The following is a 13,085-nucleotide window of genomic DNA, read 5'->3' as shown; positions in this document are numbered from 1 at the left end:
TTCCTTGCGTGTGCAACCACCGCATCCAGAGGACTAAATGCGTCCGGTCGGCTCGTAGGTGTTGAGCTGGACACCGGACGGGGTCGTCGTGGAGCCGACGAAGGCCAGGGTCTGGGCAGGCGTCCCTTCGGCGAAGAAACGCTTGCCCGTGCCCAAAAGGAGCGGGTAGACCGCCAGCACGACTTCGTCCGCGAGCCCGTTTTCGAGCAGTGCCGAGGTCAGCGTGGAACTGCCCGAGAGGATGAGATCCGGGCCGTCCTCCGCCTTGATGCGGCTCAAGGCGGTGACGATGTCCGGGCCGATCCCCTCGAACGGGCCCCATTTCAGGCTTTCCGGCCGATGGGTGACGACGAACTTCGTCGCCGCCTTGAGCCGGTCCGCGAACGGCTCGCTCGGCGCGTCCGGCCAGAATTCCGACCAGAGGTCATAGGTGCGGCGGCCGAGCAGCAGATCGAAGCTTTCGGTGTGCGCGGCGAGAAGGGCTTCCCGGCCGGCGGGGGTCCGGTAGGGCATGTTCCAGCCGCTGTAAGGGAAGCCGTTCTCGTCGGCGGAATGCTGGATCACGCCGTCGAGCGAGATGTGCTCGATGATCTTGAGCCTTCTCATCACGCCTCCAGTAACGCGTCGAGCTGGGGCATCGCGGCGCGGAAGCCCTCTTCCATCCCCGGGATCGTCTTCTCCATGGCTTCGACGCTGGAAAAGCGCGTCACGTGGATCATCCGGGATCCCTCGGGTGTCGACTCGAAGGTGAAGGTCATCGAGGTGGGCATGTCCTCGTCGTTGTCGTCGCCGTCCTCCGCCTCGAAGAAGTCGATGGGGTTCACCTCGGTGAACTTCCAGGAATTGGGCCACTTCTCGCCGTTGGGCCGGACAGGAAGTACTCGGCGCGGCCGCCCGTCCGGAAATCGTGATGGGTGAAGGTGGCGGGCGCGAACGGCGGGCCCCAGAAGCGCTCGAGTTGCCGGGGATCGGCCCAAGCCGCCCAAAGGCGCTTTCGTGGAACGGGAAAGTCCGCCACGACGGTGAGACTGAGCTTTTCGGGCTCCTTGGTGACCGAGGTGATCGGCATCGTCATTCCCCTTCCCGGAGGACGTCGTCGAGCTGCGCCACCCGCTGGCGCCAAAGGACTTCGTAGGAGTCGAGGAGTTCGGTGGCGAGCCGGAGCCGCTCGCGGTCGGTCGAGACCAGCTGTTCGCGGCCGTTGGCGCGTTTCCGCACGAGCCCCGCGCGCTGGAGCACGGCGACGTGTTTCTGCACGGCGGCGAAGCTCATCTCGTACCGCGCGGCGAGCTCGGACACCGACGGCGCTTCCGCGATCGCCCGCGCCAGGATGTCGCGGCGGGTGCCGTCGGCCAAGGCGCGGAAGAGCTGGTTGAGCGACTCCTCGCTCTCCTCTCGAAGTACAACCATGTGGTTGTACGTTAGCCGGGTTCGTTCCCGGTGACAAGGTGTGAGCCCGGCGCGGTCCCGGTGGCGGGCGTGTGGCAGGGTGGCGGTCGTGAGTAACACGACCATCGCTGTGCTGCTGTTCGCGCTCGGCGGCTTCCTGATCGGCGGCGTCTACGCGACCTGGAAGAGCGTCAAGTTCATGGCCGTCGTGCTGGGGATCGGCGCGTTGCTGGCCATCGGCGGCGCGATCGCCTGGCTGGCCTGACCGCCGCCCGGTAAATCAGCTGCGCGCCGCGACGACGGCGAGCATGCTGTCCGGCATGTCCGGAAACCCGCGCTCGGTCGCCGAAGTCGTCCGGCTCCAGCGATCGGGGAGCCGGGTCAAATTCCTCTGCTTCTGGGGCCATCAGCCTCGGCGCGACGGCACGGTCGGTCCCGGATGCTTCAGCCAGTGGTGGCCCGCCCGGTTCACCGCCGACGGCGAAACCTTCCCGACTGCCGAGCACTACATGATGTGGCGCAAGGCGATCCTGTTCGACGACGCCGGGAGCGCGGCACGGATCCTCGGTGCGCGGCACCCTCGTGAGGCCAAGGCTCTGGGCCGCGAAGTGCGGGGATTCGAGCAGGCTCGCTGGGAGGACGAACGCTACGGCATCGTTCTCGACGGAACGGTCGCGAAGTTCCGGCAACATCCGGACCTGCGGGACTTCCTGCTCGGCACCAGGAATCGTGTGCTGGTCGAGGCCAGCCCGCTGGACTCCGTCTGGGGGATCGGGCTGGCGGCTGACCATCCGCACGTCGAAAACGCCGAACGCTGGCGCGGGCTGAACCTGCTCGGCTTCGCGCTGGGAGAGGCCCGCGCGGCGCTCACCTAAGTACGTGAAGGCCCCCTTCACTGCGCTAGACGCAATGAAGGGGGCCTTCACGTACTTATCGAGGGGCGGGCCAAGCGGCGCGTCGCGAAAGCCACTTTCGCGACGTCTGATGTCTCGAAAGTGGCTTTCGCGACATGGGCGCAACGGGCCCAGGCCGCCTTCGCCGCCAGAACCTACTTCGAGGCGTCGACCAGCTCCCGCTCATCAGGCGCATCGAGCTGCTTCGCGAGCTTCTCGCCTTCGACGTCGACATCGGGCAGCACGCGATCCAGCCACTTCGGCAGCCACCACGCACCGCGGCCGAGCAGCGACATCAGCGCCGGCACGATGGTCATCCGGATCACGAACGCGTCCACCAGTACCCCGAAGGCCAGCGCGAACCCGATCGACTGGATCAGCGAGGACTCCGCGAGGACGAATCCGGCGAACACGCTGATCATGATCAGCGCGGCCGCGACCACGACACGGGAACCGTGCCGGAAACCGGTCACCATCGCCTGCTGCGGGTCGGCGCCGTGGACGTATTCCTCCCGCATCCGCGTCACCAGGAACACCTGGTAGTCCATCGCGAGCCCGAACAGCACGCCGATCAGCAGGATCGGCAGCATGCTCATGATCGGCCCGGTCGTCTTAACGCCGAGCAGGTCGGTGAGCCAGCCCCACTGGAACACGGCCACCACGGCGCCGAACGTCGCGACCACCGAGCCGAGGAAGCCCAGTGTCGCCTTCAGCGGGACCACGATCGAGCGGAACACCAGCATCAGCAGCAGGAACGCGAGCCCGACGATCAGCGCGAGATAGGGCAGCATCGCGTCGGCGAGTTTCTCCGAGACGTCGATGTTGGCCGCGGTCTGGCCGGTCACCGCCAGCGACGCGCCGGTGGCCGAACCCAGCCCCGCGTTCAGGCCCCGGATGTCGCTGACCAGGTCTTCGGTCGCGGTGGTGCTCGGACCGCTCTTCGGGATGACGGTCAGCAGCGCCAGGTCACCGGCGCGGTTGGTCTTGGGCGGCGTGACGATCGGGCGTTCGGGGAGGCCGCCGATACCCGCGGCCGCCTGCTGGAGCGCGGCTTGCCGGTCGGTGCTGCCGCTCAGGTCGACGACGATTACCAGCGGCCCGTTCGCGCCCTCGCCGAAGCTGCGCGCGACGGTGTCGTAAGCCTTGCGCTGGGTGGTGTCCGGCGCGGCGGTGCTGTCGTTCGGCAGGCCGAGCTGCATGCTCGCGGCGGGCACGGCGACGATCGCGAGCCCGGCGATCGCGGCGATCAGCACCGGGATCCGGTGGCGGGCGACGAACTTCGCCCAGCGCTCGCCGTGTGTCGTCGCGCTTTCCTTGCGGCGCAAGCGGATCTTGCCGCCCGCCAGTTTGCCGCCCGCGAAACCGAGGATGGCGGGCAGCAGGGTGAGCGCGATGACGACCGCGATGGCGACGGTGATCGCCGCCGCGATCCCCATCTCGCCGAGGAACGGGATCCCGACGACGGTCAGGCCCGCCAGCGCGATGATGACGGTCAGCCCGGCGAACACCACGGCGGAGCCCGCGGTGCCGGTGGCGCGTCCGGCGGCTTCCTCCGGATCGCGGCCGATGGTGAGTTCGTGCCGGTAGCGGGAAACGATGAAGAGCGCGTAGTCGATGCCGACGGCGAGGCCGATCATCAGCGCGAGCACCGGCGTGTTCGTGTTCAGTTCGAGGAAACCGGACGCGGTCGTGATGCCCGCCATGCCGATGCCGACGCCGATGAGCGCGGTCAGCAGCGGGATCCCGGCCGCGAGCAGCGAGCCGAAGGTGATGATCAGGACGACCGCGGCGACAGCGACACCGAGGCCTTCGGTGGCGTTGGTCGCGGGCATCGCCTGCACGGCGTCACCGCCGAAGTCCACGGTGTACCCGGCCGCCTTGGCGGAATCGGCGGCGGCCATCAGGCCTTCGCGGTCGGCGTCGGTGAGCTCGAAGCCCGGCACGCGATAGGAGACCTGCGCCAGCGCGACGTGTTTGTCGGGGGAGATCGCCTGCATCTGCAGCGGGTTGACCACGCCGGCGACCTTCGGGGCGTTTTCGAGTCCCTTGACGAGTCCCGTGATCGCCGCCTGGCCGGCGGCGTCGGTGATGTCGCCGGGCGTCGAGATGACGACGCGCGCCGTCGCACCACCGGCGGCGGCCTCCGGGAACCGGTCGGCGAGCTGGTCGATCGCCTTCTGCGACTCGGTGCCGGGGATGGTCACCGAGTTCGAAAGCTGGCCGGACAGGGTCAGCGCTCCCGCGCCGAGGGCCACCAGGACGGCGGCCCACACCGCCGTCACCAGTGCCCGGCGCCGGAACGAGAACCGGCCCAGGCGGTAGAGGAAGCTGGCCACGAAAGTCTCCCGTTCACTCGATCAGGTTCATTCCAAGCTAGCCGACCGGCTAGGGGGCTACAAGCCGATCGGCAAGTGTGTGACTAGCCGCACGGCTAGTACTCGTTTGGCCGCGCGGGCACGCTTGACGTAATCTCCGACGGCTGAACGAGGAGGGAACATGGACGTCGTCCACGCGGAGGACACCCGCACGCGACTACTGGGCACGGCGTTGCGGTTGTTCACCGAACACGGCGTGGAAGGCACCTCGCTGCAGATGATCGCGGACGCCCTCGGCGTCACGAAGGCCGCCGTCTACTACCACTTCAAGACGAAGGCGGAGATCACCGAGTCGGTCGCCGAGCCCGTGCTGCGCGAGCTGGAGGGCATCGTCGACGACGCCCGCGCCCAGCGCACCCGGGGCGCGCAGATCGACCACCTGCTGGACGGTTTCGTCGATCTCGTGGTGCGGCACCGTTCGCTGGTCGCCCTGTTCTCCAGCGACCCCGGCATCGCCCGCGCGATCGAGAAGTCCGTGCACAGCTCGGACAGTTTCAAGAACCGGATGATGGAGATCCTCGTCGGCCCGGATCCGGATCTCACCGCGACCGTGACCGCCCAGGTGCTGCTGGCGGGGATCGCCGTCGCCGGCGGCTCGCCCGAGGTCGCCTCGCTCGACGACGAGACGCTGCGCGAAACGCTCCTGGCCGTCGGACGCAAGCTCTACAACCGCCCGCGCCGCCGCTCGTGACCGATGTGTTCAAGACGACGGCCGCGATCCGCGCGACCCTGTCGGTATGAACATCGATCTGAAGACGGCGGCCACGTTCATGGCCACCCAGGCCCGGCTGCTCGACAGGCGGCGCTTCGAGGTCCTTTTCCGCGACGGTGACCCGGCGGCGGCACTAGCCGCGCTGGAGGCGTACCGCAATCCCGACGGTGGCTACGGCCACGGGCTCGAACCAGACTGCCGCTCGGTGACGAGTCAGCCCGGTGGCGCGCTGCACGCTTTCGAGGTCTTCGCCGACGTCGGCCCGGCGACCAGTCCGCGCGCGGCCGAACTCTGCGACTGGCTCGCCTCGATCTCCTTACCCGACGGCGGGATCCCGTTCGCGTTGCCGATGCCGGATCCCGACGGCAGCGCGCCGTTCTGGGCGACTGCGGATCCGTCGGTCTCCTCGCTGCAGATCACCGCGATCGTCGCGGTCACCGCCCATCGCGTCGCGGCGCACGATCCCGCGGTCGCCGCGCATCCGTGGCTCGCGAAGGCCACGAGCTACTGCCTCGGCGAGATCGAAAAGCTCGACGAGGCACCGCACGCGCTCGTGCTCGCCTTCGCGATGAAGCTGGTGGACGCACTGGGCGACACGCGCCTGGTCGAGAAGCTCGGCCGGTTCCTCCCGGACGACGGGGTGGTCGCCGTCGGCGGCGGGATCGAGGGCGAGGCCATGCGCCCGCTCGATTTCGCCCCGGAGCCCGGCGGCCCGGCACGGAAGCTGTTCCGGTCCGAAGTCATCGAAGCGGATCTGCGGCGAGTGGCGGGCGGGCAGCACGAGGACGGGGGCTGGCGGGTCGACTACACCAGCTATTCGCCCGCGGCCGCACTGGAGTGGAACGGCATGTTCACCGTGGGCACGCTGGGGCTACTACGGGCCAACGGCCTGGTCTAGCCGAGACGGCGCAGGAACTCCGGCGGAACGGCGGCGGTGAGCCAGACACCGTTGGCGCTCACCTGGAATTCGTGCCCGGCGGCGGTCATCTCCCGTGCGTCGACGGCGAGCAGCACCGGGACGCCGCGCCGCGCCCCGACGGCCCGCGCGGTGTCCACGGTCGCCGAGAGATGCACGGCGTGCCGGTTCATCGGCCGGAGCCCCTCGTACATGATCGCGTCGAGGAACCGGGAAACCGTGCCGTGGTACAGCACGTCCGGCGGGATCGCGGCGGGCAGCGCGAGGTCGACGTCGACGCTGTGGCCCTGGCTGGCGCGGATGCGCAGCCCGTCCTCGTCGAAGGCGAAGCGCCGCTTGTCATTGCCCTCGACGACTTCGTCGAGTTCGGCGCGGGTGAGCTTCAAGCCGTTGCGCCGCAAGGCCGCCAGGAGGGTGTCGACCTCGACCCAGCCGTCAGGGGTGAGGGTGATCCCGATGTCGCCGGGTGCGTGCCGCAGATGCCGGGAGAGTCGTTTCGAGACCCGGATGAGGTGTTTCTTGTCCATTTCGAGTCACAGTGACGCACATCCGGCACCCGCGTGGCAACGGAATTCAGATCCCGCCCTCGGAAGCCGGGCGCAGTTTGCCCGCGCCGGGGCCGAACCGGGACATCTGGTCGTCGGCGTTGTAGAGCCCGCAGCTGCGCAGGGAAAGGCAACCGCAGCCGACGCAGCCGGTCAGCCTGTCGCGCAGGCGCTGCAACGCGTCGATCCGCGCGTCGAGTTCGTCCTGCCAGCCCCGCGAGAGGCGGGCCCAGTCGGCCTTGGTGGGTGCGTGGTCCTTGGGCAGGGTCTCCAGCGCCGAGCTGATGTCGTCCAGGCTGAGGCCGACCCGCTGCGCGGCGCGGATGAAGGCGATCCGGCGCAGCACCGAACGCGAGTACCGCCGCTGGTTGCCCGCCGAGCGCTCGGAGCTGATCAGCCCTTTGTCCTCGTAGAAACGCAAAGCCGTATGGGGCACGCCGCTGCGGTCGGCGACCTGTCCGATGCTCAGATGTTCAGCCAGTCTCGTCACGTCGCCAGGCTAGCCTTGACTTCGACCTAAGTCGAGGTTGCAACCTCGGTTCATGACCACTGACATCAAAACCGGTTACGAGGATCTGCCGCGGCTGATCTCGCTGATGACCGGGGACGAGAAGCATCAGGCGGCCGCGGAGTCCACTGTGGACGTCTTGTGGGTGCTCTACGACCGTGTGCTCGACATCACCCCGGAGAATATCCGAGAGCCCGGCCGCGACCGCTTCCTGCTGTCCAAGGGTCACGGCCCGATGGCCTATTACGCGGTGCTGGCGAAGAAGGGCTTCATCCACGAGGAGGAACTCGCCGACTGGACTTCGGCCGAGTCCCGCCTCGGCCACCACCCGGATCGGGCGAGGCTGCCCGTGGCCGAGATCTCCAGCGGTTCGCTCGGGCACGGCCTCCCGCTGGCCATCGGCACCGTGTTCGGCCTGCGCGCCAAAGGATTCCGTGACGCCAAGGTCGTCACCCTCGTCGGCGACGCGGAACTCGACGAGGGCTCCAACGCCGAGGCCATCGCGATCGCGGGCCGGATCGGCATGCCGCAGCTGACCGCCGTCGTCGTCGACAACTCCTCGGCCACGCACGGCTGGCCCGGCGGGCTCGCGCGCCGGTTCGAGGTCGAGGGCTGGGCGACGCGTACGGTCGACGGCCGCGATCACGACGCGCTCCACGAAGCCTTCACCACACCCCATCCGGACCGGCCGCTCGCCGTGGTCGCGACCGTCGAGCGAAAGGCCTGAACCCATGAACATGCGTGAAACGTTCCTGGAAGCCGCCGCCGAGGTGCTCGACACGGACGCGAATGTCGCCGTCGTGCTCGCCGACATCTCCGCGGCACAACTCGCCTTCGCCGCGAGGAAACACCCCGACCGGGTGCTCAACGTCGGCATCCGCGAACAGCTGATGATGAGCACCGCGGGCGGCCTGGCGCTGGCCGGGATGCGCCCGATCGTCCACACCTTCTCGTCGTTCCTCGTGGAGCGGGCTTTCGAGCAGGTCAAACTCGACCTCGGGCACCAGGACGTCGGCGCCGTGCTGGTGTCCTCGGGCGCGTCCTACGACATGCCGACCGCCGGGCGGACGCATCAGGCGCCAGGGGACGTCGCCCTCATCGACACGTTGCCGGGCTGGACCGTGCACGTGCCGGGGCACCCCGAGGAAGCACGGCGGCTGCTGCTCGAGTCGATCCCCGGCACCGGGCGCGTCTATCTCCGGCTTTCCGCGCAGGAGAACGCGAGGGCGCATCTGGGCGCGGGCCTGCAGACGCTGCGCGAAGGCGGGCGGGGTGTGGTGGTGGCCGTCGGGCCGATGCTCGACAGGGTGCTGGAAGCGACCACCGATCTCGACGTCACCGTGCTCTACACCTCGACGGTCCGGCCGTTCGACGCCGCCGGGCTGCGTGCGGCCGTCGAGGCCACGGGGAGCACCGACGTCGTACTGGTCGAGCCCTACCTGGCGGGAACCTCGGCGCACGCGGTGACGGACGCCTTGCCCGAAACGCCGCACCGGCTGCTCTCCCTCGGCGTCCGGCGCGACGCGGAAGTCCGGATCTACGGCGAAATGGCCGATCACGACCTCGCGCACGGTCTCGACGCCGGCTCGATCGCCTTGTCCGTCAAGGAATTCCTCCGCTAGCGTCACCAAGATGACGAAGATCCGCCCGCTCGCGCTCGGTGTCATCCGCCGGGGCGAAGACCTTCTCGTGTTCGAAGGTCGCGACAACACCAAAGGCGTGACCTACCACCGCCCGCTCGGCGGCGGGATCGAGTTCGGCGAGACCGCCGCCGAGGCGCTGCATCGCGAATTCCAGGAGGAACTCGCGGCGGAGCTGACCTCGGTCGAGCAGATCGCCGTGCTGGAGAACGTGTTCACCTTCGAAGGCAGGCCGGGGCACGAGATCGTGTTCCTGTTCACCGCCGACCTCATCGACAAGGCGTTCTACGAGCGCGACGAGGTCGGCGTCGTCCTCGACGACGGCGCACGCGTGCACTGGCTGCCGATGGCCGACGTGGCGAGTGGCAAGGCGATCCTCTACCCGGACGGACTCGCGGACCTCCTTTCAGCGCAGGACTGAGCGCGCGGTCGGGGACAGTTCCAGCTGGTGCCAAGGGCGTTCGAGCCTGTCCGCGAGTTCCGCGCCCAGCCGGGCGAGTGCTTCCCGGTGCTCGTCGGCGATCTTCGAGAACCAGACGAACACCGTCTCGTCCTCCCGCACGGGAAGGCGGGGGAAGGTGTTCTCCGCCGGCTCCGTTTCGAAGTGGCCGAACGTGTCCACGCCGGATGCCCGCAGCTTGGGGGCCACGGTGTCCGCGAAGTACTCGGAGAACTCCTTCACCGGGACGGCGGGATGGCACACCGTCGCCAGCACCCGGGAATCCCCGCCACCACCACCAGGAGCGGGGAAGCCGGGCCCGGACGGTCGCAGCAGCAGCACGTCCGAAGCGTCGATCATCGTCTCGTTCGCCGCCGGGCCGTGCGCACCCCAAACCGGCCCGCCGTAGAACGCTTCGAGGGCGGCCCGCCTGGCCTCCATGTCACGGAAACCGCGCAGCCACACGAACTTGTCCGGCTCCGCCGGTTCGCGGAAGAGACCGAACAGGCGCATGCCGCAGGCTTCTTGGCTCTCCACGAACTCGCGCTCGAAGAGCTCGATCAGCTCGTCCCGGCGGCCCGGGTGCAGGGTGTACCTGCGCAGCTCTACGACGGGGAAATCGGTCATGTGCGGACCATAGGGGCCCGCACCGACAGTTTCCGGCGGACGACTCAGCGGAAGGCGGCGAGCCCGGTGACCGACTGCCCGAGCGAGAGCGCGTGCATCTCCTCGGTCCCCTCGTAGGTCAGCACGGTCTCCAGGTTCGACATATGCCGCATCACCGGGTACTCCAGCGAGATCCCGTTGGCGCCGAGCATGCCGCGCGCGGTCCTGGCGACCTCCAGCGCGGAGCGGACGTTGGCGAGCTTGCCGAAGCTGACGTGGTTGTGGTGCAGCGTCCCGGCGTCCTTGAGCCGTCCGATCCGCAGCGCGACCAGCCCGGCGCGGTTGACCTCGACGACGAGATCGGCGAGCTTGCGCTGGGTGAGCTGGAAACCGGCCAGCGGTTTGCCGAACTGTTCCCGGCTCAGCGTGTACTCCAGCGCGGACTCGTAGCAGGAGCGAGCGGCGCCGACGACGCCGAACAGGATCCCGTAGCGCGCCTCGTTCAGGCAGGACAGCGGCCCGCGCAGCCCCCTGACCTCGGGGAACGCCGCCGAATCCGGCAGGCGGACGCCGTCGAGCACGAGTTCCGCGGTCAGCGAGGCCCGCAGCGACAGCTTGTGCTTGACCTCGTTCGCGGTGAAGCCCGGCGTGTTCGTGGGGACGACGAAACCGCGCACGCCTTCGTCGGTCTGCGCCCAGACGACCGCGACGTCGGCGACGGTTCCGTTGGTGATCCACATCTTCGTGCCGCTCAGCACCCAGTCCGAGCCGTCGCGCACCGCGCGCGTCCGCATGCTGCCGGGGTCGCTGCCGGCGTCCGGTTCGGTCAGGCCGAAGCAGCCGAGCGCCTCACCGGCGGCCATCCGAGGCAGCCACTCCTGCTTCTGCTCCTCGGTGCCCCATTTGTGGATCGCGTACATCGCCAGCGAACCCTGCACCGAGACGAAGCTGCGCAGCCCGGAGTCGACGGCCTCCAGCTCGCGGCAGGCGATGCCATAGGCGACCGCGCTGGTGCCCGCGCAGCCGTAGCCCTCCAGGTGCATGCCGAGCAGCCCGAGCTGCCCGAACCCCTTGGCGAGCTCGGCGGCGGGCAGAGCGCCCGTTTCGTACCATTCGGCGACGTTCGGCAGGAGCTGGTCCTGCGCGTAGGACCGCACGGCGTCCCGCATGGCCCGGTCCTCTGCGGAGAGCTCGGCGTCGAGATCGAGGAAGTCGCGCGGATCCGGGCTGCTGCTCATGCGGTCACTCCTGGTCGGCTCGGTGGGGCACCTACCCAAGAAGAAAACCACACACGCGACCGGAGTCGGGTGTCAGCGATCGCGCCATCCGGTGGTCTTCGTCACCTGAACCGATGCCGTGGCCGCGCGGGCGGGGCGGTGCGCCGCTTCTGCGCCGGGATCAGCAGCTCCGCGAAGGTCGGGAAAGGCACGCTGTCGATGTCCTCACGCCACGCGCTGAGCAGGCGGGTCAGTTCGTCGGCGTCCTGCATCGTTCCTCCATAAGTGCAGGGCGGTCCTGCGCCGGCCTTTCACTCGGAGTCGCTATTACCCAGAAGAGTGAAGGTCGAAACGGCGAATCCGCGGAAAATCCGGTCCGCTAACCTGGGCGCGTGGCTACTCCTCGCGTGGTGATCCTGGACTACGGGTCCGGCAACCTCCGGTCCGCCGAACGCGCCGTCCAGCGCGCCGGCGCCGACGTCGAGGTCACCGCCGACCCGCATGCCGCGCTCGAAGCCGACGGCCTGGTCGTCCCCGGTGTCGGCGCCTTCTCCGCCTGCATGGAGGGGCTGCGGTCGGTGTCGGGGGAGAAGATCATCGGCAAACGTCTCGCCGGTGGCCGCCCCGTGCTGGGCATCTGCGTCGGCATGCAGATCCTGTTCGAACGCGGGGTCGAGCACGGTGTGGAGGCCGAGGGGGCCGGCGAGTGGCCGGGCACGGTCGACCGGCTGGAGGCCGACGTCCTCCCCCACATGGGGTGGAACACCGTCCGCGCTCCCGAGGACTCGCGGCTTTTCGCCGGGCTCGACGCGGACACGCGGTTCTACTTCGTGCACTCCTACGCCGCGCGGACCTGGGAGCTGGACTCCGGCCTCGCCGGGCAGCAGCCCAAGGTGACCTGGGCGAACCACGGCCAGGACTTCGTCGCCGCCGTCGAGAACGGGCCGCTGTGGGCGACGCAGTTCCACCCGGAGAAGTCCGGTGACGCGGGTGCGCACCTGCTGCGCAACTGGCTCCAGACCCTGTCTTAGAGTGGGCGCGTGACTTTCACGCTCCTTCCCGCCGTTGATGTGGCCGATGGCCAGGCCGTGCGACTCGTCCAGGGCGAGGCCGGCACCGAAACCTCCTATGGCAGCCCGCTGGAGGCGGCGCTCGCCTGGCAGCGTGACGGGGCGGAATGGATCCACCTGGTGGATCTCGACGCCGCGTTCGGCAAGGGCTCCAACCGCGAGCTGCTCGCCGACGTCGTGGCGAAGCTCGACGTCCAGGTGGAGCTGTCCGGTGGCATCCGCGACGACGCCTCGCTGGAGGCCGCGCTGGCCACCGGCGCCCGCCGGGTCAACCTCGGCACGGCGGCGCTGGAAGACCCGGAATGGACCGCGAAGGTCGTCTCCTCCTACGGCGACCGGGTCGCCATCGGGCTGGACGTGCGGATCACCGAGGCCGGGCACCGGCTGTCCGCACGCGGCTGGACGCAGGACGGCGGTGACCTCTGGGAGGTCCTCGACCGGCTCGACCGCGACGGTGCGCAGCGTTACGTCGTCACCGACGTGAGCAAGGACGGCACCCTCCAGGGCCCGAACATCGACCTGCTCCGCGAGGTCGCCGCGCGCACCGACGCGCCGGTCATCGCCTCCGGCGGGGTGTCCAGTGTGGACGATCTCCGCGCGCTGGCCGCGCTGGCCCGCGACGGGGTCGAGGGTTCCATCGTCGGCAAGGCGCTCTACGCCGGCGCGTTCACCCTGCCCGAGGCGCTCGCCGCCGTCGCGGAGTTCTGAGCTTTACCTCCCGGGTAATCGACGCCACGCGCCCGCTCGGTCAGGATTCCTTCCAGGACAACGAAAC

General features: G+C 69.2%; 19 protein-coding genes. 9 read left to right on the top strand and 10 right to left on the bottom strand.

Annotated elements, in window-relative coordinates; all coding sequences use genetic code 11:
* Positions 1 to 33 precede the first annotated feature (33 nt).
* The 4 genes from MJQ72_RS27620 to MJQ72_RS27610 are packed head-to-tail and all read right to left on the bottom strand — an operon-like array spanning position 34 to position 1,410.
* Positions 34 to 606 (bottom strand): dihydrofolate reductase family protein, encoded by a 573-nt coding sequence (locus MJQ72_RS27620; RefSeq protein ID WP_240593983.1) that lies wholly within the window; start codon positions 604 to 606, stop codon positions 34 to 36.
* Positions 606 to 824: an SRPBCC domain-containing protein gene (locus MJQ72_RS44690; protein ID WP_256464088.1), complete on the bottom strand. Its 219-nt coding sequence runs from the start codon at positions 822 to 824 to the stop codon at positions 606 to 608. The genes MJQ72_RS27620 and MJQ72_RS44690 overlap by 1 nt, the downstream gene beginning before the upstream one ends.
* Positions 821 to 1,069, bottom strand: coding sequence for an SRPBCC domain-containing protein (locus MJQ72_RS44685; RefSeq protein WP_256464087.1), 249 nt, complete (start codon positions 1,067 to 1,069; stop codon positions 821 to 823). Before MJQ72_RS44685 ends, MJQ72_RS44690 begins: the two co-directional genes overlap by 4 nt.
* Before the next feature lie 2 nt (positions 1,070 to 1,071).
* Positions 1,072 to 1,410: a helix-turn-helix transcriptional regulator gene (locus MJQ72_RS27610; RefSeq protein ID WP_240593981.1), complete on the bottom strand. Its 339-nt coding sequence runs from the start codon at positions 1,408 to 1,410 to the stop codon at positions 1,072 to 1,074.
* Positions 1,411 to 1,498: 88 nt separating this feature from the next.
* On the opposite strand from MJQ72_RS27610, the gene MJQ72_RS27605 reads away from it, so the two are divergent.
* A complete protein-coding gene (locus tag MJQ72_RS27605; protein ID WP_016335988.1) occupies positions 1,499 to 1,654 on the top strand; it encodes a hypothetical protein in 156 nt (51 codons plus the stop codon).
* Between the two features lie 55 nt (positions 1,655 to 1,709).
* Positions 1,710 to 2,264: an NADAR family protein gene (locus tag MJQ72_RS27600; RefSeq protein ID WP_240593979.1), complete on the top strand. Its 555-nt coding sequence runs from the start codon at positions 1,710 to 1,712 to the stop codon at positions 2,262 to 2,264.
* A 173-nt stretch (positions 2,265 to 2,437) separates the two neighbouring features.
* Here the strand turns inward: MJQ72_RS27600 and MJQ72_RS27595 are convergent, their stop codons facing one another.
* The gene (locus MJQ72_RS27595) at positions 2,438 to 4,618 is read right to left on the bottom strand and encodes an MMPL family transporter (protein ID WP_240593977.1); all 2,181 of its coding nucleotides are present in this window, start codon (positions 4,616 to 4,618) and stop codon (positions 2,438 to 2,440) included.
* A gap of 160 nt (positions 4,619 to 4,778) precedes the next feature.
* Between MJQ72_RS27595 and MJQ72_RS27590 the strand changes: the two genes are divergently transcribed.
* Positions 4,779 to 5,348: a TetR/AcrR family transcriptional regulator gene (locus MJQ72_RS27590; RefSeq protein WP_240593975.1), complete on the top strand. Its 570-nt coding sequence runs from the start codon at positions 4,779 to 4,781 to the stop codon at positions 5,346 to 5,348.
* A gap of 46 nt (positions 5,349 to 5,394) precedes the next feature.
* Positions 5,395 to 6,267 carry a hypothetical protein gene (locus tag MJQ72_RS27585; RefSeq protein WP_240593973.1) on the top strand — a complete coding sequence of 291 codons (873 nt, stop codon included), beginning with the start codon at positions 5,395 to 5,397 and terminating at the stop codon, positions 6,265 to 6,267.
* On the opposite strand, the gene MJQ72_RS27580 is transcribed toward MJQ72_RS27585, so the two are convergent.
* Positions 6,264 to 6,812: an RNA 2'-phosphotransferase gene (locus MJQ72_RS27580; protein ID WP_240593971.1), complete on the bottom strand. Its 549-nt coding sequence runs from the start codon at positions 6,810 to 6,812 to the stop codon at positions 6,264 to 6,266. The genes MJQ72_RS27585 and MJQ72_RS27580 overlap by 4 nt on opposite strands.
* Before the next feature lie 46 nt (positions 6,813 to 6,858).
* Positions 6,859 to 7,320: a redox-sensitive transcriptional activator SoxR gene (gene soxR / locus MJQ72_RS27575; protein ID WP_016335982.1), complete on the bottom strand. Its 462-nt coding sequence runs from the start codon at positions 7,318 to 7,320 to the stop codon at positions 6,859 to 6,861.
* Between the two features lie 52 nt (positions 7,321 to 7,372).
* Here soxR and MJQ72_RS27570 point away from each other — a divergent pair, with 52 nt between their 5' ends.
* Genes MJQ72_RS27570 through MJQ72_RS27560 form a run of 3 tightly spaced genes read left to right on the top strand, consistent with a single transcriptional unit; the run spans position 7,373 to position 9,399 of the window.
* Positions 7,373 to 8,065: a transketolase gene (locus MJQ72_RS27570; RefSeq protein ID WP_240593969.1), complete on the top strand. Its 693-nt coding sequence runs from the start codon at positions 7,373 to 7,375 to the stop codon at positions 8,063 to 8,065.
* 4 nt (positions 8,066 to 8,069) lie between these two features.
* Positions 8,070 to 8,960 carry a transketolase family protein gene (locus MJQ72_RS27565; protein ID WP_240593967.1) on the top strand — a complete coding sequence of 297 codons (891 nt, stop codon included), beginning with the start codon at positions 8,070 to 8,072 and terminating at the stop codon, positions 8,958 to 8,960.
* Between the two features lie 10 nt (positions 8,961 to 8,970).
* The gene (locus MJQ72_RS27560) at positions 8,971 to 9,399 is read left to right on the top strand and encodes an NUDIX hydrolase (protein ID WP_240593966.1); all 429 of its coding nucleotides are present in this window, start codon (positions 8,971 to 8,973) and stop codon (positions 9,397 to 9,399) included.
* Here MJQ72_RS27560 and MJQ72_RS27555 read toward each other — a convergent pair.
* The 3 genes from MJQ72_RS27555 to MJQ72_RS27545 form a co-directional block, all read right to left on the bottom strand.
* Entirely contained in the window at positions 9,385 to 10,044 is a 660-nt protein-coding gene (locus MJQ72_RS27555) for an NIPSNAP family protein (RefSeq protein ID WP_240593964.1), read from the bottom strand. The genes MJQ72_RS27560 and MJQ72_RS27555 overlap by 15 nt on opposite strands.
* A 44-nt stretch (positions 10,045 to 10,088) precedes the next feature.
* Positions 10,089 to 11,261, bottom strand: a complete 1,173-nt coding sequence (locus MJQ72_RS27550) for an acyl-CoA dehydrogenase family protein (protein WP_240593962.1) — start codon at positions 11,259 to 11,261, stop codon at positions 10,089 to 10,091.
* Between the two features lie 101 nt (positions 11,262 to 11,362).
* The gene (locus MJQ72_RS27545; protein ID WP_240593960.1) at positions 11,363 to 11,512 is read right to left on the bottom strand and encodes a hypothetical protein; all 150 of its coding nucleotides are present in this window, start codon (positions 11,510 to 11,512) and stop codon (positions 11,363 to 11,365) included.
* A gap of 135 nt (positions 11,513 to 11,647) precedes the next feature.
* On the opposite strand from MJQ72_RS27545, the gene hisH reads away from it, so the two are divergent.
* A complete protein-coding gene (gene hisH, locus MJQ72_RS27540; RefSeq protein ID WP_240601431.1) occupies positions 11,648 to 12,271 on the top strand; it encodes an imidazole glycerol phosphate synthase subunit HisH in 624 nt (207 codons plus the stop codon).
* 9 nt (positions 12,272 to 12,280) lie between these two features.
* The gene (gene priA, locus MJQ72_RS27535) at positions 12,281 to 13,018 is read left to right on the top strand and encodes a bifunctional 1-(5-phosphoribosyl)-5-((5-phosphoribosylamino)methylideneamino)imidazole-4-carboxamide isomerase/phosphoribosylanthranilate isomerase PriA (protein WP_007029948.1); all 738 of its coding nucleotides are present in this window, start codon (positions 12,281 to 12,283) and stop codon (positions 13,016 to 13,018) included.
* The last annotated feature ends 67 nt before the right edge of the window (positions 13,019 to 13,085 follow it).

It is taken from the genome of Amycolatopsis sp. EV170708-02-1, from assembly GCF_022479115.1.
Classification (GTDB): Bacteria; Actinomycetota; Actinomycetes; order Mycobacteriales; family Pseudonocardiaceae; genus Amycolatopsis.
Note: the sequence above shows the minus strand (reverse complement) of the source record. Positions and strands in the feature narration are given on the sequence as shown.